The sequence below is a fragment of the Streptomyces sp. XM4193 genome, from assembly GCF_023072595.1.
GTDB lineage: Bacteria > Actinomycetota > Actinomycetes > Streptomycetales > Streptomycetaceae > Streptomyces.
The window spans coordinates 699,038-724,141 of the sequence record NZ_JALLGK010000001.1 but is presented as its reverse complement, the minus strand read 5'-3'; the positions used below and the strand labels follow the sequence as shown (position 1 = coordinate 724,141).

Here is a 25,104-nt window from a genome sequence, read left to right as displayed (position 1 = left end):
CGCCTGCGGAGGAGGGGTTCGGCCCGAGGGTAGCGAGCGACCGACGCGGCACGACACCGATTATCCGCGCGCCGCACCTCCGCCGGGCCGCTTCCGCCCGCGTTGCCGGGCCGCTTCCGCCTGCGTTGCCGGTCGCTCGTGGATCCGTCGGCGTTGCGATGCATAACCCGGCGCGGGCTCGGGCAGGACCGGCAGTTCAAGGGATTTCGCGGCGCTCCGCCGCGGGCGGTCCCTCATACAGAACATGCCGGTCGGCCCGGTGCCCGGCACGATGGAGTGAGTGCCGGCAGCCGCGGCACGCGTCGCGGAGCAGCGGCGGGCCCGAAAGCCGCAGTGAGTTCCGCGGACCGCACGGCGGCTCCGGCCGTACCGCACCGGCGCCGGACGCACAGAACCGGTCACGGAGCCGGCCGCAGAACCGGCCCGGCAAGCCGGTCACACGGAGTCGGCCCGCACGGGGCCGGTCACACACAGAGAGCCGGACGCCGGCGCACCGGACCGGCGCCGCACGGGCGACGGCGGACGAGGCCACGGGCCCCCGCCGCCGCGAGTGACATCGCACCGCCCGCCCACCGCGAGGACGCGGAGGCGGGGGTGGGAAAGGAGCACACACATGCGCATCGCATTCCTGGTGGCGAACGAGGGTGTGGAACAGGTCGAGCTGACCGAGCCCTGGCAGGCCGTGCGCGACGCGGGCGGCGAAGCCGTCCTGGTCGCGCCGCAGGCGGGCGAGGTCCAGGCGTTCCACCATCTGACCGCCGCCGACACCTTTCCGGTCGACCTCACCGTCGACCGGGCCTCGGTGACCGAGTTCGACGGGCTGGTACTGCCCGGCGGGGTCGCGAACCCGGACGCACTGCGCCTGGACGGCGAGGCGGTCGCCTTCGTCAAGGCGTTCCGCGACCTCGGGAAACCGATCGCGGCGATCTGCCACGCGCCGTGGACGCTGATCGAGGCGGACGTCGTGCGCGCCCGCACCCTCACCTCCTGGCCCAGTCTCCAAACCGACATCCGCAACGCGGGCGGCACCTGGGTCGACGAGGAGGTCAAGGTCTGCACCGACGGCCCCAATCCGCTGGTGACCAGCCGCAAACCGGACGATCTGCCCGCGTTCAACGCGGCGGCGCTCCAGGAGTTCAGCGCCCAGGCGGGTGCGGCGGCGTAACGAGCAGACGCCCGCGGGGCGTACGCCGGCAGGCCGGGCAGCCGCCCGAGGCCGGTCGCCGCCGCCGCGGGCGCCGCCGTCCGAGGGCGGGACACCGACGTCGAGCAACGGTCTGGAGTGACCAGACGATGAACTACAGCACACGACCCCGAGCCGCCGGCACCGACACCGCGGACGCCCCCGCAGGAGCGCCCGCCGACGCCCCGGAACTCGATCTCCACGAACTGGCCCAGCAGTTGCGCGTCGATTCGGTGCGCGCCGCGGACGCGGCCGGCTCCGGCCATCCGACGTCCTCGATGTCCGCGGCCGAGCTGATGGCCGTGCTCATCGCCCGGCAGCTGCGGTACGACTTCAGCGAGCCGCGGCATCCGGGCAACGACCACCTCGTCCTCTCCAAGGGACACGCCTCGCCGCTGCTGTACGCCGCGTACAAGGCGGTGGGCGCCGTCACCGACGAGGAGCTGCTGACCTTCCGCAAACGGCACAGCAGGCTGGAGGGCCACCCGACGCCGCGGCTGCCGTGGGTGGACGTGGCCACCGGCTCGCTCGGCCAGGGGCTGCCGATCGCGGTGGGCATGGCGCTGGCCGAGGCGCGGCTGGCCGAACAGCCGTACCGCACCTGGGTGTTGTGCGGCGACAGCGAAATGGCCGAGGGCTCGGTGACCGAGGCACTGGAACAGGCCGGGTACGACCGCCTGGACCGGCTGACCCTGATCGTCGACGTCAACCGGCTCGGGCAGCGCGGCCCGACCCGCCACGGCTGGGACCTGGACGCCTACGCGCGCCGGATCGAGGCCCACGACTGGCACACGGTGCAGGTCGACGGCCACGACCCGGACGCCGTGGACGCCGCGTACCGCGAGGCCGTCGCCGTCACCGACCGGCCGACGGCGATCCTGGCCCGCACCGTCAAGGGCCAGGGCGTGGCCGCGGTCGCCGACCGGGAGGGCAAGCACGGCAAACCGCTGCCGGACGCGCAGTCCGCGGTCGCCGAACTCGGCGGACGACGGAACCTGCGCGTCCCGGTGCGCGCCCCCGACGCCCCGCCCGCCCCGACAGCCCCGCCCGTCCCGGCGGCTGCCACAGCCCCCGCCGACGCCGAACCGGACGGCTCCGCGCCGCGGTTGCCGGTCTACGAGCGCGGCGCACGGGTCGCCACCAGGGACGCGTTCGGCGAGGCGCTGGTCGCCGTCGGCGGGGCGCACCCCGAAGTGGTGGTGCTCGACGGGGAGGTCGGCGACTCGACCCGCACCCGTGCCTTCGCCGAGGCGCACCCCGAGCGGTTCTTCGAGTGCTACATCGCCGAACAGCAGCTGGTCGCCGCCGCGGTGGGGATGCAGACGCGCGGCTGGGTGCCGTACGCCTCCTCCTTCGGCGCGTTCCTGGAGCGCGGCTACGAGTTCGTGCGGATGGCCGCGGTCAGCCGGGCGCGGATCAACCTGGTCGGTTCGCACGCCGGTGTGGCGATCGGCGAGGACGGCCCGTCCCAGATGGCACTGGAGGATCTGGCCGCCTTCCGGGCCGTGCACGGCTCCACCGTGCTCCACCCGTGCGACGCGCACCAGACGGCCCGCCTCGTCGCCACCATGGCCGAGAGCGACTGGCTCGGCGGCGTGCGCTATCTGCGCACCCTCCGCGGCGCGACACCGGTGATCTACGACCCGCAGGAGCGTTTCCCGATCGGCGGCAGCAAGGTGCTGCGCTCCAGCGACATCGACGAGGTGACACTGGTCGCCGCCGGGGTCACCGTGCCGGAGGCGCTGCTGGCCGCCGAGGCGCTCGCCGCGGACGGCATCGCCGCCCGGGTCGTCGACCTGTACTCGGTCAAACCGGTCGACACGGCCACGCTCCACGAGGCCGCCGCACGCACCGGACGGCTGCTGACCGTCGAGGACCACCACCCCGAAGGCGGCCTGGGAGACGCGGTGTTGGACGCCTTCACCGACGGCCGCCACGCCCCGCCCCGGCTCCGCCGGCTCGCCGTCCGCGAGCTGCCGGGCTCGGCGACACCCGACGAGCAGTTGCACGACGCGGGCATCGACGCGGAGGCGATCGCCCGCGCCGCAAGGGAGTTGATCGCCTCCGACTGACGCCACGGACCACCGCCGCGTCGCGCCCTCGGCCGACCTTCTAAGCACTTCTCACGACCGAGACAAACGGAGGAGACCATGGAACTCGCCTTCCTCAACCCCGTACTTCACCGTCCCGGCCCCTGGGCGTCCGCGTACGTCGCCGGCGCCGGAGCCGGACCCGACTCCGCCGACCAGCAGGAGCTGGCCGCCCGCGAGGTCAGGCACCAGCTGTCCCGCCAAGGCGCCGACGAGCGCACTCAGGAGGCCGTCTACGAGGAGCTGCGCACTCCGGTCCCGGAGGAGGAGGGCCGCGCCGTGTTCGCCGCGGACGGCGAAGTGCGCCTCGCCACCCCGCTGCGGGCCGCGCCGCCGCTTCCCGAGGCCCGGTGGAGCCCGCTGCCGCACCTCTCACCGCTGGTGGAGCACCTCGGCGAGGAGCGGCGCTGTCTGGTCGCCTACGTCGACCGGGAGGGCGCGGACTTCGAACTGCGCAGCGCCGAGGGCGCCGAGGAGCTGGGCCAGGCGCAGGGCCAGGACTGGCCGCTGAGCCGCACCTCCAGCGGCGACCCGTCCGAGAGCCACTTCCAGGAGGCGGTGGAGAACACCTGGGAGCAGAACGCCGCCACCGTCGCCGACCGGCTCACCAGGGTCGCGGCCCGCACGCACCCGGACGCGGTGCTGCTCGTCGGGGAGAGCCGCCAGCGCGCCGCCGTACTGGACAAACTCCCGGTCGCCCTGCGGCCGTTGACCACCCAGACCGACCGCGGCGGACGTGCCGCCGGGTCCGGCACCGACCTGCTGGAGGAGGAGATCGCCGAACTGCTCGCCGAGCAGGAGCACCGCCACGGGGCACGGGTGCTGGAACGTTTCCGGGTCGGCCGCGCCCGGGACGCCAACACGGCCGAGGCCGCCGTCGAGGACGTCGCCTCGCTGCTGGAGGCGGCCCGCGAACACCGCATCGAGACGCTGCTGCTGCGGCCGGGCGGCCCGGACACCAACACCGAGGTGTGGGTCGGCGAGGAGCCCGACCAGATCGCCCTTCGGCGCTCGGAGACCAAGTACCTCGGCGACCCCGAGCCCAGCCCGGCGCGGGCCGACGACGCGCTGCTGCGCGCCGTCGCCGCCACCGGCGGAACGGCGGTCGTGGTGGACGAGCCGCGGCCCGACTCCGAGGTCTCGCCCGAGGGCGAACCGGTCGCCCAGGCCGTGGACGAGGAGATGCCGGTCGGCGGTATCGGCGCCGTACTGCGCTGGTCCCAACCGGAGCCGGCCGCCGGCTGAGGCACACCTGCCCCTCCGGGCACCTCCCCCTCCGGGCACCTCCCCGAGGGCGGCGCCGGGACCGACCCTCCGTCGGCCCCGGCGCCGTCGCGTGCCGTCCGCGTGCCGTCCGCCGCCGCCCTCTGCCGTCCTGCGCCGTCCTGTGCCGGGCCGGTGGGGCTCCCCGGTCCGGGCGGGTCGCAGCCGGGAGTCGCCAACCGGGCGCGGATTGTTACGAGTTGGCGGTACCCAGCCGCTGCCGCGCGTTGCACTCTGGTCACGCGGGGCGAACACCCCCGCACGCACACCCCGGACATTCCCCGTGGAGAGGCGGCCCGCGTGCTCTATGTCTGCTCACTGATCAGCGAAAGATCGCAGGTCATACCGAACGGCGGCGGCTACCACCTGCTGCGCTTCCCCTACGGCGAGTACGAGTCGTACGACGTGTGGAACATGCACCCCGCGCAACAGCCCGACGGCAAGGTCTCCTCACACCCCGACCAGCGGTCCGGGCTGATCTGGCCCAAGGTGGGCGGCTGGGCCACCCTGACGGCGAACATCCACTGGGAGGCGGGCAACTACTCGGAGCTGCGCGACCAGTTCGTGCGCGATCCGCTCGGCATCAACGGCAAGTCCGACTCCACCGCCACCGACCACCGCCGCCCCTCGCCCGGCATGCAGTGCTTCACCAAATCGCACCAGATCTTCGTCCACCCGCACACCCCGCTGGGGCTCAGGGTCGGCCACACGGCGAGCAGTTCGAGGCGGGTGGTGCACGCCCAGTTCAAGGTCGCCATCCACGACGACGTCGCCGCTCCCTGACCCTCGCCGGGACCGTACGCGCCGCCCCGCCCCGGCAGACCCTAGGCTGGTCCGTCGTGCGCACGGCGGACCGGCCGGTGCGGGAGCACGGCGGGCAGCGCGGCGACGGAGGGGGCGGGAGCAGGTGGGTTCGAGCGACCCGGTGGCCGGGATACGGGTCCCCGTCGGCGAGGGCGCGGAGCGCTGGACCAGCAGAAGCGGCTTGCGCCGGGTCCTCCTCGTCGTCCACAACGTCACCTCGGCCGGACGGCTGCTGGACGTGCTGCCGCTGTTCCACGACGACTTCCGGGTCCAGCTGCTCGTGACCTCGACGGGCTCCTCACCGTTCCAGGCGGGCGTCACCGAGCTGCTGGCGGATCTCGGCCTGCCGGTGCTGCCCTGGGAGCAGGCCCTGCGCACCGAGGTGGACCTGGCGATATCCGCCAGCTTCGGCGGTCAACTCCCCCTGATCAAGGGCAAATTGGCTGTTCTGTCGCACGGCGTTGGATACACTAAGAAACTGCCGACTGCCGACTGCCGACTGCCGACTGCCGACAGCCGACCGTCCGGCGAGTCCGGCGAGTCCGGCGAGTCCGGCGAGGAGCCGACGTTCGGGCTCTCGCCGGAGTGGCTGCTCGCCGACGGACGGCCCTACGTCGACGCCCTTGTCCTCTCCCACCCCGAGCAGCGGGAGCGGCTGCGGCGCGACTGCCCGCAGGCGCTGCCGTCCGCCGTCCTCGCGGGCGACCCCTGCTTCGACCGGATGCTCGCCGCCGCTCCCCACCGTGACCGCTTCCGCCGGGCCCTCGGAGTGCGGAGCGGTCAGCGGCTGGTCGTCCTCAACTCCACCTGGAACCCTGAGGGCCTCTTCGGCGACGGCGGCGGACAGGACGTACTGCCCGGCCTGCTGCCCCGAATGGCCGCCGAACTCCCCGCCGACGACTACCGGTTGGCGGCCGTACTGCATCCGAACATCTGGTACGGCCACGGGCCGGGGCAGATACGCGCCTGGCTGGACCGCGCGCGACGCGGCGGGCTCGCTCTGATCGACCCGGTGCGCCACTGGCGGCAGGCGCTGCTCGCGGCCGATCTGGTGGTGTCGGACTTCGGTGCGGTGTCGTACTACGCGGCCGCGCTCGGCACGCCCGTACTGGTTGCGGCGACGTCGCAGGACCGGCTGGCCGACGGGACGCCGCTCGCCGACTTCCACCGCACGGCGCCCGCGCTCCGTCCGGCGGACCCGCTGCGCGAGCAGCTGGAGCGGGCTGTCCGCGAGCACCGCCCCCGCCCGGAGGCGGCGGAGTTCACCAGCAGCGAGCCGCTGAGGTCGGCGTCCCTGCTGCGCAGCAGCTTCTACGCGCTGATGGGGCTCGACGAACCCGCCGCGCCCGCGCTGCTGGAGCCGCTGCCGCTGCCGCCGTACCAGCCGCCGCGGCGCACGGCCGTCTCGGAGGTGAGTGCCCGGGTGCGCGTACGCGCCGGGGAGATCCGGCTGGAACGCACCTCCGGCACCTCCCGCGGTCCCGGCCCGGACGGAGCCACGGTCCATCTCGCCGTGCACGAGGAGACACGCGACCCCGGCGAACTGGAGGCGGCACAGGTGATCCTCCGCGAGGCGGAGGCCGACGACCCGCGACTGGGCGGCGCCGCGCGGTGGACCTCGGAGGTGCTGCGCCGCCATCCGCACTGCGAGCTCGCGGTCTGCGTCACCGGTCCGCACCACTGCACCGTGCGCACTCGCGGGGGCCGTCTCCTCGTGCTGGCGCCGCTGCCCGGCGCGGACGCCGAACCCGCCGCGTACGCGTCCGCGCTGTACGCCTGGCTGGCCGCGGGCGGCGCCCTTCCGGCGGCGGGCAGGACCCTGCGGCTGCGGACGGCGGACGGCCCGCAGCCCTTCTCGGTACGTCCGGCGCCGGAGGCCGCGCCCGCGAACGCCCCTGTGTAGCAGGCCGGTTCGGCCCGCGCGCCGCTCGCGTGCGCCGCCTCACCACACGGCACCCAGAACTGGCGAGCCAGAACCCGCGGGTCCGGCCGGCGGGCTCAGTCGGCGGAGGGCCGCGCCGGCTCCGGCGGCTCGCAGTTGCGCCGCAGGACGGCCAGGTACTCCAGATGCGGTGCCGCGTGCTCCTCGGCGAGCAGCCCGCGCGCCTCGTCGACGGCGGTGCGTGCGCGGTCGCGGTCGCCGGTGGCGAGCAGTGTCGCGGCGAGGTCGGTCAGCACCCGCGCACGGTTGTACGCCTCCGCGCCCTGTCCGTTCGGCGCGAAGAAGGCCAGCGCCCGCTCCAGTCGCGCACGCGCCTCGACCGGTCGGCCCATGCCGTGCAGCGCCCGGCCGCGGTGCCGGTCGAGCAGCGCGAGCGCTCTGGGCACATCGGCCCGGCTCGGGTCCCCGGCCGGGATGCGCGCGTACAACTCGGCGGCCCGCTCCAGGTGTTCGCCCGCCTCGCCGAAGCGCCAGGCGTAGAGCCGCAGGAGCCCGCGCAGCTCCCAGCAGGAGGCCTCGCCGAGCAGATGTCCGGCCGCGCGTTCGTCCGCGGCGGCCCGGCCCACCGACTCGTCCGCCTCCTGCCACTGCTTCAACTCGCCGTGTGCGTGCGCGACCTGGAAGTGCAGACCGGCGCTGGTGCGGGTGCCGGGGCGGACCTCGTCGGCGCGGCGGGCGGCGAACACCAGGGCGGGCAGCACCTCGTCCCAGCGGCCGGCCTTGAGCTGCAACGGCCACAGCGTGCGTGCCAGCGCCAGTGAGAGCTCCGGCCGCCCGTACTCGTCGGCGAGGACGATCGCACGCACGATGCCGTCCAAGTCGGCCAGCAGCGCCGCCATTCCGGCGGCCGTGTCCGCGTACGGGTTCTCGCCGGTCGTCGGATGCTCCACCCGCCAGCTCGCCGGCAGCGCCGCGTCGGCGGCCCAACGCGCCCGTACGAGCAGTCGGTCGAGCATCCGCAGCACCGCGGTCGAGCAGGCGGCGGCGCCGTCCTCGACGGCCGCGACGCGCGCCAGCACGGCACGGGCCTCGGAGTTCATCCGGTAGCGGTCCTCGGGCAGCCGCACCAGCAGCTGCGCCGTCTCCGCCCCGGCGAGCGCGGCGGCGGCCTCCTCGGTGGAGACGCCCGCCGCACCGGCGGCGAGCCCGGCGTCGATCGAGGGCCAGTCGGCGAGCGCCACCAAGCGGCACAACCGGACGGTCTCCGGCGGAAGTTGGGCGCAGGCGCGCAGCGCGGCGAGCTGGACCGGGTTCTCCGGGGCGGCCGAAGCACTCGGCCCGGACGGCGGATCGGCCGTCGGCGCGGCGCCCGTCAGCAACCGGGCCTTCTCCGCGGTCAGCGCATGGGCGTTCCCCGCGCACCGCGCCAGCAGCGCGGGCACCTCGGCCCGGTGCCGGGCGAGGACGCCCCGTGCGTCCTTGCGCAGGAAGCGCCTGGCGTCGCGGTCGCGCAGCGGCGGCACACCGATGCGTCGGCACGGCAGCGCGAAGGGCGGTCCGGAGCGCACGACCACCAGGAAGGGCTCCGGGGCCGCCGGCACCAGCGAGCGCACCTGTGCGGCCGAGGAGACGTGGTCGACCACCACCAACACCCGTTTGCCGGCGATCAGTTGCTGGTAGCGGTCCGCCCGCCCCTGCTCGGTGGCGGGCAGCTCGCCGGCCGGTACGCCCATGGCCTCCAGGACCCGCCGCAGCACGACCGAGGGCAGCGGACCGTGTTCGCCGCCCGCGCCGCGCAGATCGACGTAGACCTGACCGTCGGGAAACCGCCGACGGCCGTGCAGCGCGCCCCAGTGCAGCACGGCCGCGCTGGTGCCCACACCGGGCGGGCCGTCGAGCTGGGCGACCCGGGGCCGGCCGCGGGCGGGCCGGCTCGCCTCGCGGCTCAGCCGGGCGAGCACCGCACGGCGGTCGGTGAACCAGGGAGTGGAGGGCGGCAGCGGCCGGAGCGGGCGCAGCACCGCGTCGTCGGCGGGCAGACTCCGCAGAAAGGCGGCCCACCGCGCGCTGTCCCCGGGGTCCTCGCCGATCCGGGCGTGGAGCAGACGCGCCAGCTCCCGGCGTGCGTCGTCGTCAGCCGGAAGCGGTACCTCGCGACCGAGCGTACGGCGTATCCGCGCTCCGACCTCGTCGGCCAGCCATGCGCTGACACCGCCGCTCACACCGTTGCCCACCGTGGCGAGCACGGCGCTGACCGCTCCCACCGTGACGACCTCGATCAAGGCGAGCCCCTCCCCTGGTCCGACCTCCCCGGACCCTATCCGCCGACTCCCGGGGAGAAACCGTGGTCCGTACATCCGGGAGTCGCACCGCGACCCAATCCACGAACACTCTTGTCTGTACAACTGCCGCGCGGTACCGTCCAGTTGGCTGCGAAATCACTCCCATTGCAGGTCAGAAGCCCGGTGACATAAGTCAACGCTCCTGTTTTTCCGGGCTTGTTGACTTCCTGTCTCTGCTCGCCTGCGCCAGGCTTCAAGCCGCGACGACGAGCGAACGAGCCGACAACCCCCCACCGAGGAGCTCAAGTTGAGCGTTCACCGCCCCAGCCGCAGAGGTCTGCTGAAGGCCGCCGGAGGACTCACCGCAGGACTGGCCGTCACCGCCGGCGGACTGATCACCGCCGGTTCGGCGAGCGCCGGCGAGGAGCGGAAGGGCTCCTCGGCGAAGCAGCGGTCCACGGTCGCCGACGCGGCCGGACTGAAGGTCATCGAGGCCAACGAAGACGACTCGCACATGTGGTTCTACCGCTTCGAGACCGACGCGATCGGCTGGAACCCCTACGTCAACGTCCTGGTCCCGGACGGCTACCGCGACAACGGCCGCAGGTACCCGGTGCTCTACCTCTTCCACGGCGGCGGCGTGGGCCAGGACTTCATCTCCTGGGACCGGGCGGGCATCCGCGAGCTCGCGGCCCGCAAGGAGATCATCATCGTCATGCCGGACGGCGGCCCGGCCGGCTGGTACTGCAACCCGGTCCACAGCAACGCGGGGCCGCGCAACTGGGAGACCTTCCACATGGCGCAGCTGCTGCCGTGGATCGACGCCAACTTCCGCACCCACGCGGAGTTCGACGGCCGCGCCGTCTCCGGGTTCTCGATGGGCGGCTTCGGCGCGCTCAAGTACGCCGCGAAGTACTACGGCCACTTCGCCTCGGTCAGCGCCCACTCCGGCCCGGCGAACCTGCGCGGCTCCGGCGACCTCGTCACCCACTGGGCGAACGCCAGCTCCGCCGCCGTGGAGCTGGCCGGCGGCACCGTCTACGGCGTGCCGTGGGACCAGGCCAGGGTGAGCGCCGACAACCCGATGGAGAACGTCGAGCGCTACCGCGGCAAGCGCGTCTTCATGATCGCGGGCGACAGCCCGGCGCCGTTCGACCCCTTCGACCAGATCACCGAACGCGCCGTGCTGACCACGCAGAACGACTTCAAGGGCGCGCTCGACGGCGCGGGCATCGCGCACGAGTCGCACGCGGTGGGCGGCGGCCACGTCATCCGGGGCGACTTCTTCGCCCGCGACCTCGACGGGATCATCGGGCGGCTGCGCAAGGCGGGCTGACGGAGAACCGGCGCCGGAAGGCCGCGGGACGGGCTCGCGGGCCCGTCCCGCGGCCGGTTCCGCACCGGCTGCGGCGGGCGTCCAACGGGCGCCCGCCGCGGCCCTGTTCGGCCTCCGGCCATGACCTACGCTGTCGGATGTCGTCGACACCGGGAGCACAGGACCATGCAGGGAAGCAGAGTCGCCGTCATCGGCGGCAGCATCGCGGGCTGCGCCGCGACGCTCGCAGCCGTACGGGCCGGCGCGGCGAGCGTCACCGTCTACGAGCGTGCCGGCGGTGAGCTGCGGGACCGCGGCGTCGGGATCTCCCTGCACGACGACCGCTACAGCGAGCTGCACGAGGCCGGGTACGTGACGCCCGAGATGCCGTACAAGCAGCTGGACCGCCGGGTGTGGACGGTGCGCGACGGCGACACCGGGCTCGGCCGCGGTCTGGCGACGCAGCCGTTCCCCTTCCGGGCGTACAACTGGGGTTCGCTCTGGCAGGAGTTGAGGCGCCGCGTGCCCGAGGGCGTCGACTACCGCAGCCGCGCCGCGGTCGCCGCGGTGAGCCAGGACGCGGACGGGGTGACCGTGCGTCTGGCCGGCGGCGGCGAGGAGCGGCACGACGCCGTGGTCGGCGCGGACGGCTACCGCTCGGTGGTGCGCGAGGCGATGTTCCCGCACCTCAGCCCGCTGTACGCCGGCTACGTCGGCTGGCGCGGCGCGGGCACCGACGCCGGCGGTGCCTGGCCGGACGACGGCGAGGCCCGCACCGTGGTCTTCCCCGGCGGCCACTGCGTCATCTACCGCATCCTCACCGCGGACGGCAGCTCGCGCGTCAACTGGGTCCTGTACACCGCGCCGCCCGAGGAGCTGGCCAAGGAGCTGAACCTCGACGAGCCGACCTCCCTGCCCCCCGGTCGCCTCAGCTCGCAACTCACCACCTATCTGCGGCAGTTGGTCGCCGAGCACTTCCCGCCGTACTGGGCCGAGAGCATTCTCGGCACTCCGCCCGACTCGACGATCCTCCAGCCCATCTACGATCTGGAGGTCCCCGGCTACGCGCAGGGCCGCCTCTGCCTGGCCGGCGACGCCGCCACCGTGGCCCGCCCGCACATCGGCGGCGGCAGCGTCAAGGCGCTCCAGGACGCGGCGGCGCTGGAGTCGTCCTGGCGCGAGGCGACCGACTGGGACGCCGCGATGGCCGCCTACGACCGCGGTCGCACCGAGATCGGCACGGCGATGGTCGCGCAGGCCCGCAGGCTCGGTCGCGCGCAGGTCGAGGAGACACCGGACTGGGCCGGGCTGGACGAGGAGCAGTTCCAGGGCTGGTGGCAGGAGCAGAACCGCACCCCGGACGGCCGGAGCGGCTTCGGCGGCCACGCGATGCGCCGCGGCTGACCCGGCGAGGGGCCCGGCCACCGGGCCCCGCACGCCTTGATCCGCCCGCCCGGCCCACGCACGCCCGGCCCACGCACGTCCGACTCCCGGCCGCCCGGCTCCCGCACGCCTGACTCCCGTCCGGGCCACGCACGTCCGGCTCGCGCTCCGACGCGCCTTGCTCCAACGAGCCCTGCGGCGCCGGGCGTTCAGCGGTGCGGATCGGACATACGGAGGTGTGCGTACGCCCGCGCCGGCCGTACGCCTCCCGCTCCGTGCGGCATGCGCACGCCCCGCACCGCGCCGCCTCACGCACGCGCCGCACCGCCTCTCGCACGCCCCGCACCGCCTCGCGCCCGCGGGCCGGGGGGGGCCGGGCGCGGGCCGGGCGCGGGCCCGGTCAGCCCAGGGCGAGGGCTTCGTGGAGCACCGAGGGGTCGGCGCGCACCTCGGAGCCCTCCAGCCGGGCGGTGAGGCGGCCCGAGGTGAGAACGGTGACGGTGTCGGCCCGCAGCGCGGCGACCGTCGGGCTCGGCGATACCAGCAGGATCGCCATGCCCTCGTCGGCCAGGGCGCCGATCAGGGAGTTGATCTGGTCGACCACCACCGGGGCGAGGCCCTCGGTGGGCTCGTCCAGCAGCAGCACCCGGGGCGAGCCGAGCAGCGCCCGGGCGAGGGCGAGCATCTGCTGTTCGCCGCCGGAGAGGTCGGCGCCGCGGTTTCCGCGCCGCTCGGCCAGGCGGGGCAGCAGTTCCAGGACCCTGTCCCGGTCCCACAGCGCCCGTCCGTCGCGGTCGCCGCGGGGTGGCGGCCGGTGGGAGAGCCGAAGGTGCTCGGCGACGGTCAGGCCGCCGAAGACCCGCCTGCCCTGCGGCACGAGCCCGACGCCCGCCCGGGCGATGCGGTGTGCCGGCCGGCCGGTCAACTCCACGCCGTCCAGGGTGACTTGACCGGTGCGCGGGGTGATCAGACCGGCGACGGTGTGGACCGCCGTGGTCTTGCCCGCCCCGTTGTGGCCGACCAGGGCGTGCACGGTCCCCTCCGGAACCGCGAGGTCCAGACCGTGCAGCACCGTACTGCCGTGGTATCCGGCGGTGAGTCCGTTGATCCGGAGCATGCGGCGGTTCACCTGCGCCCTTCGTCGGCGACGCGCTCGCCGCCGGTCTTCGTTTCCGGGCGGCCCGGGTCGACGTCGTCGGCGGTGGTGCCGAGGTAGGCGGTGCGTACGTCGGGGTGGCTCAGCACCTCGCGGGTCGGGCCGGAGCGCAGCATCGTCCCCTCGACCAGCACACTGACGGTGTCCACGAGTTGGGCGACCACGTCGATGTGGTGCTCGATCAGCACGAACGCCACGTCCTCGGGCAGCCGCCCGAGGACCTCCAGCAGCCGCTCGATGTCGCGGTCGGTCAGCCCGGCCGCGGGCTCGTCGAGCAGCAGCAGCCGGGGCCTGCCCGCGAGCGCCGCCGCCAGGTCGAGCATCCGCCGCTGACCGTGCGAGAGCGCGCCCGCGGGGCGGTGCGCCACGTCGGCGAGGCCGACCGCGTCCAGCTGCTCCAGCGCGGTGGCCCGCAGCCGTCGCAGCCGCTCCGCCCGCCGCCAGGCCGCGCGGCGTTCCGGATGGTGCCGCCAGCAGGCCAGCACCACGTTCTCCAGCGCCGACAACTCGCCGACGCCGATGGGGTGTTGGAAGCTGCGCCCGATGCCCAGACGGCTGCGTCTGGCGGGCGCGGTACGGGTCAGATCCTCGCCGTCCCAGCTGATGCGGCCCGCGGTCGGCCGGTCGGTGCCGGCCACGAGGTTGAGCAGCGTGGTCTTGCCCGCGCCGTTCGGCCCGATGAGCGCGTGGCGCGCGCCCGCGGGCAGCTCCAGGCTGACGCCGTTGACCGCCGTCAGGCTGCCGTACGAGCGGGTGAGCCGGTCCAGGGAGAGCAGCGGCCGTGTCGACGGGCTCATCTCACCGCCTCCGCCTTCGAGTTGAGGCCGTCGGCGCTTCCGCCGCCGGTGCGGTCGTCCCCGCCGGTACCGCCGTTCCCGCCGCCGGAGCCGCCGCCCTCGGCACCGCTCGCGCCGCCCGGACCGCCGTCCGCGGTCTCGCGGGACGGACCGCGCAGCCCGGCGAGGCCGCGCGGCAGCAGGTACACGGTCAGCACGAACAGCACGCCGAGCAGCATCGGTCCGTAGCCGGGCCAGGAGGCGGCCACCCAGTCGCGGGTGAGCACGATCAGCGCGGCGCCGAAGAGCGCGCCCAGCACCGACACGGTGCCGCCGATCACCGCTGCCAGCAGGGCGAACGCGGCGATCTCGAAGCCGACGTCGGCCGGCGAGATGTACTGGCGCACATGCGCCATCAGCGAGCCGCCGACGCCCGCGAGGGCGCCCGCGCCGACGTACGCCAGCAGCAGGTACCGGTCGACGGGGTGGCCGGAGGCGCGCATCCGCTCCTCCGCGCCGTGCACGCCGATGAGCAGCCTGCCCGCGGGCGAGCGCAGCAGCAGCATGGTCGCGGCGACGGCGATGACGGCGACCACCAGCGCGTAGTGGTAGACCTCCATCTCCTCGATCAACTCCGCGCCGCCCGGGAGCAGTTGGGGGCCGGGGAAACCGACGAGGCCGTCGGTGCCGCCGGTGATCGACTTGAGCTGGTCGATGGCGACCACTGTCAGCTCACCGACGGCGAGCGTGATCATCAGCACCGTGGTGCCCCGGGCGCGGATCACCGCGGGCCCGGTCACCAGGCAGAACAGGCCCGCCGCGAAGGCCGCCACCACGATCTGCACCGGGCCGACGGTCCAGCCCGCGTCGGCGATCACCGCGGTGGTGTAGGCGCCCACCGCGAACGGTGCGGTCTGGCCGAGAGTGGGCAGACCGGCGTACCCGGTCACCACGGTCACGCTGACCGCCAGCAGTCCGAGCGCCAGCGCGTAGCCGACGAGGGACAGGGCGTACGCGTCGACGATCCAGGGCAGCGCGGCCAGCACCACGACCAGTGCGGCCAGTGGCAGCCCCTGCCGCAGCCCGCCGGGAACCGCCGCCGTGCTCGAACCGATCCGACGTCCGAGCTGCGCCAACGGTGCGGCGAACAGCCGCAGTTGCTCGCGCAGCCAGCCGATCGGGTCGGCGGCGCCGGTCTGGGCGCCCACCTGGGAACCGGCCGTCCCGGCGGCGGTGGCCCGCCGCGAGCGGACCACCAGCACCACGGCCATCGCTCCGAAGAGCAGATACGGCGCCCACCCGGGTACGAGCGAGACACCGAGCGTCTGCACCTGCCCGACGACGATCGCGGCGCCGGCGATCGCCCAGAGGTTGCGCAGTCCGCCGAGGACCACGACCACCAGCGACAGCATCAGCACCGTCTCGGCCGTACCGGGTCCGGGGCCGATGATCGGCGCCCCCAGCACCCCGGCGGCTCCGGCCAGCGCGCCCGCCGCGGCGAGCACTCCGGTGTGCACCAGCCGGGGGTTGACCCCGGTCGCGGCGAGCATCTCGGAGTCGTCGGCCGACGCGCGGATCGCCGCACCGGCACGGGTGCGGGTGAGCACCCAGGTGCCGACGGCGGCCAGCGCGACGGCCATCACGATGAAGCACAGCCGGTAGGCCGGGTAGCGGTGGCCGAGCAGCACGACCGAGGAGTCCAGCGCCTCGGGCACCCGGACCGGCACCTGGTCGGCGCCGAAGATCTCGATCAGCAGCGTGCCGCCGATCAGGGACAGTCCGAACGTCAGCAGCGCCTGCGCCAGATGGCCGCGGTGCGCCAGTGGCGCCGTGGCCACCGACAGCAGTACGCCTGCCGCGCAGGCCACCGCCGTACCGACCAGCAGGCCGAGCAGCAGCCCGCCCCACGTGCCGTCGCTCAGCTCGGCGCCGGTGTAGGCGCCGGCCGCGTACAGGGTGCCGTGAGCGAGGTTCAGCACCCCCGCCGTACCGAAGGCGAGGCTGAGCCCCGCGGCTACGACGAAGAGCAGCAGCCCGTAGGCCACTCCGTCGAGCGCGGGGACGAACTGCCCGTCGAGCAGGCCCACTTCACTCCCCGAGAGTGGCGAGTTCCTGCATGACCACGTTGGCGAGCGCGTCGCCGTCCTCGCGGACCTGACGCAGGTACCACTTCTGCACGGGGGCGTGCAGCTTCTCGCCGAACTCCCAGGGACCGCGCGGGCTGTCGATCTTGCCCAGGGCCGCGATGGCCTTGTTGATGGCCTCCGGGTTCACCTCGCCGTCCTTGGCGGCGTCGGCGATCGCCCGGTCCAGCACGAGGGCGGCGTCGTAGGAGGCCAGCGCGTACGTGGTGGGCTGGGTGTCGTGCTCGGCGGTCCAGGCGGCGGCGAACTTCCGGTTGGCCGCGTTGTCCAGGTCGGCCGCGTAGTTGAGCACCGAGTAGATGTCCTTGGCGGCCTTGCCCTGCGCCGGGAGCGTGCTGCCCTCGGTGAGGAACCCGGCCGCGTACAGCGGGATGTCGGCGATGTCGGACTGGGCGTACTGCTTCACGAAGTCGATCGCCGCCTTGCCGGCGTAGAAGCAGTACACCGCCTTGGCGTCGGTCGCCGCGATCTTGGCGAAGTACGGCGTGAAGTTGGTGGTCGCCGGGAACGGCGTCCAGAGCGTCTTGCCGTCCGGGTTGGCGAGCACCCCGTCGACCTCGGCGAACGTGTCGGTGAAGCCGCGGAGTTCGTCGTGGCCACCCTGGTAGTCCGGGCCGATCGCGAAGACCGGTCCGTCCACCTCCTTCTTGATGTACTCCGCGATGGCGATGCCGGGCTCGTCGGAGAGGTAGCTGGTGTGCCAGACCCGCTCCACGTCCTTGACCTCAGGACGCGCGTTGGAGCCGACCAGCGGGATCTTGTGCTTGTTGATCAGCGGCAGCACGGCGTTGACGGAGCCGCCGCCCACGATGCCGGTGAGGACGTCGACCTTGTCCTTCTTGATCAGCTTGTTCGCGGCCGGCAGCGCGGTGGGTGGGCCGTCGCCCTCGTCCGCGATGATCAGCTCGATCTCGTGCCCGCCCAACTTGCCGTCGTTGAGGTCGAGGTAGAGCTGGAAGCCGTCCCGCATGTCCGTGCCCACCTCCTTGTAGGTGCCGGAGAGCGAGACGAGAAGGCCGATCTTCAGCTTCTTGCCGTCCCCGTCGGAGGCAGCGCTCCCGCCGCACGCGCTGAGCGCGGGCACCGCGAGGGCCGCGATACCGGTGGCGGCGGCGGCTCTGATGGCCTGGCGTCGGGAGAGGGGCAGCTGTGCGGACATGGGGACATCCCGGGGGTGTTGGGCGGTTTTTCGCCTTGGCGTGCCTGTGCGGTTGGAGCGGAGGGGGGTGGTGGTGCGGTTGTGACGCGCGCGGTGCTGATGCGGGGGTGGTGCGCGCTGGGGGGGTGGGTCAGTGCTGCGCGGCGCGCAGATCGCGGTTGTCGGGGGTCAGCGCGTCGCCCACCTGGTTGATGAGCTCGGACATCATGTAGCTGACCTCTCCGATGTCGGCATCTCTGGTGGTCATGACCAGCAGAGACGCCCCGCTGGAGACAGCCATGGAGAACATGTAGCCACCGTCCATGGCCGTGAGACTGTGCTCCACCGGATCGGTGTTCGTCAACTGTGCTGCTCCGGAGAGCAGGTTGACGACACCCGAAGCGATGGCGGCGAGCCGGTCCGCGTCATCGCGCTCCACCCCGGTGTAGGCCAGCGCCAGACCGTCCACCGAGATCGCGACGACCGTCGTGACCTCGGGGATACGGCTGGCGAAGCCGCTCAGCAGCCAACTCAGGTCGGAGGAGGTGGTGTTCACGAGGAGCTCCGTTGGGTGTGTGGGTCGTCGTTGCCCGGTGTGCCGGGCTGTGCCTTGGCGGGGTTCGCGGAATCGCCCGCGCTGCTGCGGCGGTTGGCGCTTCGGCTGATGCCCTTGGTGTAGGCGGCGAAGACGTCCGAGACCTGCCGCGAGTCGCGCTTCTTGGGCGCCTTCCCGGCACCGGACGCGGTCCCCGACCGGCCCGACGGCCCGTTGGCCGCGCCGTTGCTCAGTGGCTGGTGGGTCTGGTGCGTGGTCGCGCCCTTGCGACGCAGCGGCAGACCGGAGGACGTGGTGCCGGAGGGCTCCGCGGAGGGCGGGGGTGTGGCGGCGGGCTCGCCGGCAGCCGCCCAGGACGGCGCGGGGCGCTGTCCCGCGTCACCGCTGTCCCCGAAGCCGCGCTCGCGACCGGCGCCGCCGTCCCGGCCGACACCGTTGTCCCGACCGTCGCCGCCGTCCCGGCCGGCGCTGTTGTCGCGGCCGGCGGGGCCGCCGGGCTCCGGGTTCAGACCGCGGGGCGGGTCGAAGGCGCGACCGCGACCACGACCGCGCACCGGCGGATCGAAGACGCTGCCCCGCTCCTCGTCGGCGTCCCGGTCCTCCGCACGCGGTGCTCCCGCGGGCGAATCGTGGCGCACCGGTTCCTCGGCGCGCTCCCGGCGCACGTCCCGCACCGGGCCGGCGTCGTGCACGGGGCCGGCGTTGCGTGCCGGACCCGCGTCGCGCGCCGCTGCCGGACCGCGTCCGTTGCCCGGCTGCGGGCGCTCGGGCGCTCCGCCGGCCGGGCCGCCCTGGGGCGCTCCGGCGGCGCGCAGCGCCTCCATGTCGGACCCGTCCAGGCCCTCGGCGCCCTCCTCGACGAGCACGCCCGCGGGCAGTGTCACCTCGACGATGGTGCCGGGACCCGAGGACTCCCGCAGCTCCACGGCGATGCCGTGCCGGGCCGCGAGCCTGGCGACCACGTGCACGCCCATGAACTGGATCGCGCCCACGTCGCCGCGCGGGTCGGAGAGGTCGGCGTTCAGTTCGACGCGCCGTTCCTCCGTCAGCCCCACACCCTCGTCCACGACCTGCACCACGGCACGGTCGGCCAGACGCCAGGCGGCGACGCCGACCCTGGACTCCGGCGGCGAGAACTTCAGGGCGTTGTCGAGGAGTTCGGCCAGCATGTGCGCAAGGTCGTGGACGACCCGGGCGGCGACGACGATCGTGCCGTCCACCGAACCGGGCGTCACCCGCTTGAAGTTCTCGACCTGCTGCGCGGCGGCGACCAGCACCGTGGGCAGTGCGACGTTCTCGGTACGCACCCGGCCCTGGCCCGAACCACCCATCACCAGAAGGTTGTTGGTGTTGCGCTCCATTCGGATCGCCAGGTGGTCCAGGGCGAACAGGACCTGCATGCGCTCCGGGTCGGACTCGTCGCGCTGGACGGTGTCCAGCTCGGACACCATGACGCTGGTGAGCCGGGAGCCGCGGCGGGCCGCGCCGATCAGGGTCTCGGCGAACTCCGCGCGGGCGTGCGCCTGTTCGGCGGCGAGCCGCACGGCCTCGTAGTGGACCGCGTTGAACGCCTCGCCCACCTCGCCGATCTCGTCGTGCGTGGTGGTCTCCACCAGGCTGCTGGACTCCTTGGCGATCTCCTCGGGAGTCGCGCGGGTGGCAGCGCCGGGACGGGACAACTCGCGCATCATGCGCGGGAGATGGGTGTTCGACACATCGTGCGCCGCGTTCCGCAGCTCGCGCAGACGACGGATCATCACGCGGCCGAGGCGGTGCGCGAAGATCACGGTGCCGATCAGGGCGAGCACGACCAGTACGGCTTCGGCGATGGCCAGCCACAGCAGCGACTGGCGCTCCTCGTCCACGGTCTTGCGGATCGAGTCGTCGATGCCGCGCTCGACCGAACGCATCAGCTGCGCACGGTCGGTGGTCGCCGCGTACCAGTCCTTGGAGGTCTCCTCGAGCCTCACATTGGACGGCGCACGTCCGACCGCGTCCTCCAGCCGCTGCGCCTCGGCGGCCTTCGAACCCGACAGGGTCCGCTCCAGCGAGGAGCGCCACTCCGGCAGGCCGAGGGCGAAGAGCTCCTCGGTCGTCTCGGTGTAGCCCAGCCGGGTGCCCTCGAAGGTGCGCTTGGAGGCGTCGGTGAAACCGCCGGCGTCCAGTGCACGCAACACGGTGACCTGCTGCTGTCCGAGGTGCTCCGAGGCCGCGGACATCGCGGCGGCGGCACGGATGCGGTCGGCGATGTCGGAGTCCACGCCGTCGGCCTGGGCGATGCCGTCGCGGTAGCCGACCAGGTCGGCGATGACGATGCGGTACCCGAAGGCGAGGGTGGAGAAGGTGGTGCTGCCCGAGCGCACCTGGGCGCGCAGCGAGGGGAGTTGCTTGAGTGCGTTCCCGACGCGTTCGACGGCGCCGTCCGCGTTGGCCGGCAGAGCGGTCAGCCGCTCACGCTCGTCGGCGAAACGTTCGGCGCTCCTGTCGGTGGCGTCGGAAGTCTTCTTGAAGTCGGCAGTCAGGCTCTTGTCGGCCACCAGGGCGGTGGCCGCGGCGCGTTCCCGCTGTAGGTGATGGGCCAGATCGGCGGCAGCGGAAGCTGCTTCGACCATCACAGTGAGACGGTGCGCCTGCAGCGCCTGTTGCGCGGCGGGGGCCAGGGCGAGGGCCGAGAAAGTGAGGGCGACCGCGAGCGGCACCGTCACGAGCAGGATGAGTCGGCGGTTGATTTTCATCATCGCACGCGACTCCGACCAGCACCTGAAGGGCGAAGCGAGGGCAAGGTGAACCTACGGGGGTGAGGGGCGTGGAGGTGACCAGACAACTCAGCCCGATACCAGGTGAGTTCGCAGCCACTAGGCACGTTAACGCTCAACTTCGTTCACTCAGCGAGCATTCACGAGCATGAAGTATTCGATCTCACACTCCGTAGCAGCTTGCCGGAGTCCCGGCGGCGCAGGACCCGGGCCCCGCCGACGCGGCGAACACGCTTCGTACTTCCTTGTGTGAACAGGGCATTCCACAGCTGACACACACGCCCCCCAGGCACCTCACGCACCGTCACATACGTCCTTTTCGCGCCTTCAAGCTCACAAACAGTGAAGGAAATTGATGACACATGTCACACCGGTGCGCCCGTGACGGCCCGTCGAAGGGCGGGGTGCCGGGCAGGTGCAGTGGACAAGGGAACGCGCAGCGCTAACCCGGCACTGCGCACAGTGAGTTGACGCGCACCGGGATCGAACATTCGTGCACCTGTCTGTGCTGGTGAGGGCCGCATCGCTCAACATCGCACAGTGCGATGGCCCCACCTGTGCGTGCGGCCCGCCGCCCGCCACCGGCGCGCGCCCCGCCACCGGCGCGCGCCCGGCCGCCGGCGCGCGTCCGGTGGTGCGCAACCCGGACACCGTCGGCGCGTCCCACCGCCGTCCCGGGCGCCCCCGCACCGGCGCACACCGACCCGCGCCGGCCCGCACCGGCCCGTACGTACGGGGACGTCCGGGTGTCCGTGTCCGTACGGGCCGGCGGGCGCCTGCGGCGCGGTCAGCCGCGCGCGGCCTCGTCGGTCCAGCCGAGTCCGGCGTCCGCCAGGCGTGCCAACGCCTCGGTGAGCACGCCCTGCTGGGGCCCGAGGAAGAGCCGTACGAACCCCTGCGGGTCGCGGGCCCGCTCACCCGGTGTGCTCATGTGCGCCTCGCCGACCAGCACACCGGTGCGGCGCAGGCAGAACTCCCGGAAGCTCTCCCCCGGTTCCTGCTCCGCACCCCGCCCCGTGCCCGGTCGACCGCTGGGGGCGGCGTCCGTCCCGGCGGTCGCGCGCTCCGCACGCCGGGGCGGTGTGCGCATCAGCAGGTACGCGCCGCAGCTGCCCGCGTGGAACGCCTCGTCCGGGTAACCGAGGTCGCCGACCAGGCGTTTGGCGATCTCCTGCCGCTTCTGCGCGTAGTCCGCCCGCTGCGCCGCGAGGAAGGTCTCGCTCTCCTCGTCCGCGAGCCAGGCCGCCATGGCCGCCTGGAGCGGCACCGAGGAGACGTACCCGTGCTGCGGAAGCAGCCGTCCGAGCAGCGCCTCCAGCACCCGCGGCGGAGCGGTCAGCGCGCCGATGCCCCAGCCGTTGCAGTGGAACTGCTTGCCCAGCGAGCGCACCGCCAGCCACGAGCGGCCCGGCGCCGGGTCGGCCGCCGGACCGTACTCCTCCAGCAGAACGCGCAGTGCGCTGGTGGGCGGGGTGTGCGGATCGTGCACGGCGTAGTAGGCGTCGTCGACCAGCACCGCCGCGCCCGTCTCGGCTGCGGCCCGCACCATCCGCCGCACGGTCCGCTCGTCCCAGTCGGCGCCGGTCGGGTTGTGCTGGGCGTTGAGCACCAGCAGCAGCGGACCCGTCGTCTCGCCGCGGGAGCGGCGCAGCAGCTCCTCGACCTCAGCCGCACGCGGCTGGTACGCGTCCTCGGGGCGGACGGCGAAGTGCCGCATCCCGTAACCGAGCGCGGTGAAGACGCCCGCGTAGTCCCACCCCGGCGAGGAGCAGACCACCAGCGGCCGGGCGCCGGTGTCGGCCGTCTCCTCCCGCAGCAGGCGGCCGTAGTGGAACATCGCGCTGCGGGTGCTGCTCTGCGACACCGCCACCTCGTAGTCGACACCGAGTTCCGCGACCCCGGCCAGCCGGTGGGAGTCGGTGACGTAGCCGCGCAGCACCTCGCGCAGCGCGGGCAGCCCGTAGGGCGTGAGTATGTAGCCATGGCCGTGCAGCGGCACCGATTCCCGCAGCGCACGCACCAGACCGGGCGCGACCTCGCTCCAGGTCTCACCGAGGCTGAGGTAGAGCACCTTGTCGAGGTCTCCGCCCAGCTGTTCGTAGCGGCGCAGCAGGGATACGTCGTGGTACGGGTTGGCGAGCGAACTCTCGCCGGCGATCTCGTGCAGAGAATGCATTCTTGGGTTCACCTGTCAGTCAACTGCCTTGGGGGATGGGCATGTTGAGCACTCGACGAGCGTCGGCACACAGCGTTGTGGCGCGGGACGCGTTCTCTCGCATCCCGCGGCTGCCGACGGCGGCACGAACCCGGTGGCGCCGGCGCCGGCCGGTTCCCGGTACGGCCGCCGGGAGGGCCGATGGTGCCCTCGTCACCCGCGTCGCAGCCCGCACGCTACAACTCGCCCCCGAAGCCCGAGATGGCGCCCTGTGCACCCAATTCCCTTCTCACACAACGGTGTTGTACGCATCTACAGCCTCACCACATCTCCACCGCCCCGAGCCCACACTCGCCCGCGCCGGACGCGCGACCGTCCCGCCCCGCCCTGTGCCCGCCCCGTGCCCGCGCTGTTGTCCGTCCCCCGCACCCGCTCCGTGCGCGGCACCCGCCCGCCCCGTGCGCAGCACCTGCGCGAACACCGTCACCACCAACCGCACCACGGACGAACGGGCAACAGCGCGGGCCCGAACTCCCCCACTTCACAGAAGAGTTCGGGCCCGCTTCGTTCAACGCACCGTGGTGTGCGGGTGGTTCAGTGCCGCTCCTCCTCCGGACGCAGCGGCAGCTCCGTGCAGGGCGCCGGCGAGTCGCCGAACAGCACCGCGCGCAGCACCTCGGGCGCGAACAGCGTTCCCGGCGGAGCCTTCAGCGAGGACACCGCACGGAAGGCCGTACCCACCACCGGGTCGTGTGCGGTCCGCTCCACCACTCGCGCCAGATAGCGCCCCAGCACGCGGTCGGCACGGCTGACACCCACCGCGTTGCCCCGCGCTCCCGGCAGTTCCTTGTCCGCTCCGGTCGCGATGTCCCACGCCTGCCGCGAGGCGGCGAGCAGCGCCCGCTGCACCCGCGCACCGCTCGGCGTGCGCCGTGGATCGGCCAGCGAGTCCCGCAGCGCCACCGCCGCCAGTGCCGCGACGGCCATGCCCTGCCCGTAGACCGGGTTGAAGGCGCACAGTGCGTCGCCCGTGGCCAGGAAGCCCGCGGTCCGACGGTCGGTACGGTCGTAGCGGCGCCGTACGTTGCCCGTCGCACGGAAGGCGTGGATCGCACCCTCCTGCTGCGCACCGGCGAGCCAGTCGTGCAGCACCGGATGCGGCAGCCGCGCGGTGAAGGCGCGGAACTCCTCGGGATCCGTGGGCGGTTCGGTACCGCGCAGCCCGATGAGCGTGACCAGGCTCCGGCCGCCCTCGATCGGCAGCACCGAGGCGCCGCGCACGTTGTTCCCGTCCGGAACGAAGTAGAAGCCGGCCGTGCTCAGCCCCTCCGTCGCGCCCTCCGGCCCGTCTCCGGAAGGGGGGACGAAGGTTCCGGTGGCGTACGCCAGTCCGGTCTCGATCCGCTCCTCGGGCACCGCGGCGGCGCCGAGCGCCTCCAGCCAGGACGGCGCCCGCGTGCTGCGGCCGGACGCATCGACCACCAGACTCGCCGCAAGCCTCCGCGTCCCCCCGCGCTCGGCACCGTGCTCGGCACCGCGTCCCGCGCCGCGTTCGCGCACCTCGACCCCGGTCACCCGCCGCGCGTCGCCGGTCAACTCCACCACCTCGGTGCCCTCCAGCACCGAGATCCGCGGGTCCTCCAGCACCCGACGACGCACCAGCCACTCCACCAACGGCCGCGAACCGCTCATCAGATGGACCGTCGCCGCCGTGCGCCGATGGAAGGTGCCGCCCTGCCAGTGCACGGTGTCCGAGGGCATCCCGACCCGCGGCGCACCGTGCGCCACCAGCTCCTCGACGATGCCGGGCAGCAGATCCTCCAACGCGTCCGCACCGCCCTCCATCAGCACGTGCACATGCCTGCTCTGCGGTACGCCCGCCCGGGCCCGGGGCCCGTCCGGCAGCCGGTCGCGTTCCACCACCGTCACCCGCTCCGCGTGCTCCGCGAGCACCCGCGCGGCCAACAACCCGGCCAGGCTGCCCCCGACCACCACCACATGCCGTCCCCGGACCGTCCGGTCCTCCGGCACACCCGACTCCGTCATCCGCGTCTCACCCCTGCACCCGTTGCGTCTGCGACCTTCCGGGCAGCAGCGCCGTGCTCCGCCACGGAAAGCAGACACCTCGTCAACTCCCGTGCACAGAACGGCATTCGACACCGCCGCCCCCGCGATGATCCGTCATCCCACCCACCCCTCGCACACCCCTCCCCACATCCGG

At 73.6% G+C, this 25,104-nt stretch carries 16 protein-coding genes; 7 read left to right on the top strand and 9 right to left on the bottom strand.

What is annotated here, in order from left to right:
- Positions 1-613: 613 nt before the first annotated feature.
- From MTQ01_RS03075 to MTQ01_RS03055, 5 genes are all read left to right on the top strand, one after another.
- Complete coding sequence (locus tag MTQ01_RS03075) at positions 614-1,165, top strand: type 1 glutamine amidotransferase domain-containing protein (RefSeq protein WP_247486724.1); 552 nt, start codon at positions 614-616, stop codon at positions 1,163-1,165.
- A 128-nt stretch (positions 1,166-1,293) separates the two neighbouring features.
- On the top strand, positions 1,294-3,255 hold the full coding sequence (locus MTQ01_RS03070) for a transketolase (protein WP_247486723.1): 1,962 nt from the start codon (positions 1,294-1,296) through the stop codon (positions 3,253-3,255).
- Between the two features lie 78 nt (positions 3,256-3,333).
- Positions 3,334-4,518, top strand: coding sequence for a Vms1/Ankzf1 family peptidyl-tRNA hydrolase (locus tag MTQ01_RS03065; RefSeq protein ID WP_247486722.1), 1,185 nt, complete (start codon positions 3,334-3,336; stop codon positions 4,516-4,518).
- 318 nt (positions 4,519-4,836) lie between these two features.
- Entirely contained in the window at positions 4,837-5,319 is a 483-nt protein-coding gene (locus tag MTQ01_RS03060; RefSeq protein WP_247486721.1) for a hypothetical protein, read from the top strand.
- Between the two features lie 124 nt (positions 5,320-5,443).
- Positions 5,444-7,243 (top strand): hypothetical protein, encoded by a 1,800-nt coding sequence (locus MTQ01_RS03055; RefSeq protein WP_247486720.1) that lies wholly within the window; start codon positions 5,444-5,446, stop codon positions 7,241-7,243.
- 95 nt (positions 7,244-7,338) lie between these two features.
- On the opposite strand, the gene MTQ01_RS03050 is transcribed toward MTQ01_RS03055, so the two are convergent.
- Positions 7,339-9,504 (bottom strand): tetratricopeptide repeat protein, encoded by a 2,166-nt coding sequence (locus MTQ01_RS03050; RefSeq protein ID WP_247486719.1) that lies wholly within the window; start codon positions 9,502-9,504, stop codon positions 7,339-7,341.
- A 307-nt stretch (positions 9,505-9,811) separates the two neighbouring features.
- On the opposite strand from MTQ01_RS03050, the gene MTQ01_RS03045 reads away from it, so the two are divergent.
- On the top strand, positions 9,812-10,840 hold the full coding sequence (locus MTQ01_RS03045; protein ID WP_247486718.1) for an alpha/beta hydrolase family protein: 1,029 nt from the start codon (positions 9,812-9,814) through the stop codon (positions 10,838-10,840).
- 165 nt (positions 10,841-11,005) lie between these two features.
- Entirely contained in the window at positions 11,006-12,223 is a 1,218-nt protein-coding gene (locus MTQ01_RS03040) for an FAD-dependent monooxygenase (RefSeq protein ID WP_247486717.1), read from the top strand.
- Positions 12,224-12,602: 379 nt separating this feature from the next.
- On the opposite strand, the gene MTQ01_RS03035 is transcribed toward MTQ01_RS03040, so the two are convergent.
- The 8 genes from MTQ01_RS03035 to MTQ01_RS03000 form a co-directional block, all read right to left on the bottom strand.
- Positions 12,603-13,319, bottom strand: a complete 717-nt coding sequence (locus tag MTQ01_RS03035; RefSeq protein ID WP_247486716.1) for an ABC transporter ATP-binding protein — start codon at positions 13,317-13,319, stop codon at positions 12,603-12,605.
- 8 nt (positions 13,320-13,327) lie between these two features.
- Complete coding sequence (locus MTQ01_RS03030; protein ID WP_247486715.1) at positions 13,328-14,155, bottom strand: ABC transporter ATP-binding protein; 828 nt, start codon at positions 14,153-14,155, stop codon at positions 13,328-13,330.
- Positions 14,152-16,221, bottom strand: coding sequence for an ABC transporter permease (locus MTQ01_RS03025; protein WP_247486714.1), 2,070 nt, complete (start codon positions 16,219-16,221; stop codon positions 14,152-14,154). The genes MTQ01_RS03030 and MTQ01_RS03025 overlap by 4 nt, the downstream gene beginning before the upstream one ends.
- A 1-nt stretch (position 16,222) precedes the next feature.
- Entirely contained in the window at positions 16,223-17,437 is a 1,215-nt protein-coding gene (locus MTQ01_RS03020) for an ABC transporter substrate-binding protein (protein ID WP_247486713.1), read from the bottom strand.
- A 130-nt stretch (positions 17,438-17,567) separates the two neighbouring features.
- Entirely contained in the window at positions 17,568-17,972 is a 405-nt protein-coding gene (locus tag MTQ01_RS03015) for a roadblock/LC7 domain-containing protein (protein ID WP_247486712.1), read from the bottom strand.
- Entirely contained in the window at positions 17,969-20,710 is a 2,742-nt protein-coding gene (locus MTQ01_RS03010) for a nitrate- and nitrite sensing domain-containing protein (protein WP_247486711.1), read from the bottom strand. The genes MTQ01_RS03015 and MTQ01_RS03010 overlap by 4 nt, the downstream gene beginning before the upstream one ends.
- Before the next feature lie 805 nt (positions 20,711-21,515).
- Complete coding sequence (locus tag MTQ01_RS03005; protein ID WP_247486710.1) at positions 21,516-22,904, bottom strand: pyridoxal phosphate-dependent aminotransferase; 1,389 nt, start codon at positions 22,902-22,904, stop codon at positions 21,516-21,518.
- A gap of 573 nt (positions 22,905-23,477) precedes the next feature.
- On the bottom strand, positions 23,478-24,929 hold the full coding sequence (locus MTQ01_RS03000; protein ID WP_247486709.1) for an NAD(P)/FAD-dependent oxidoreductase: 1,452 nt from the start codon (positions 24,927-24,929) through the stop codon (positions 23,478-23,480).
- Between the last annotated feature and the right edge of the window lie 175 nt (positions 24,930-25,104).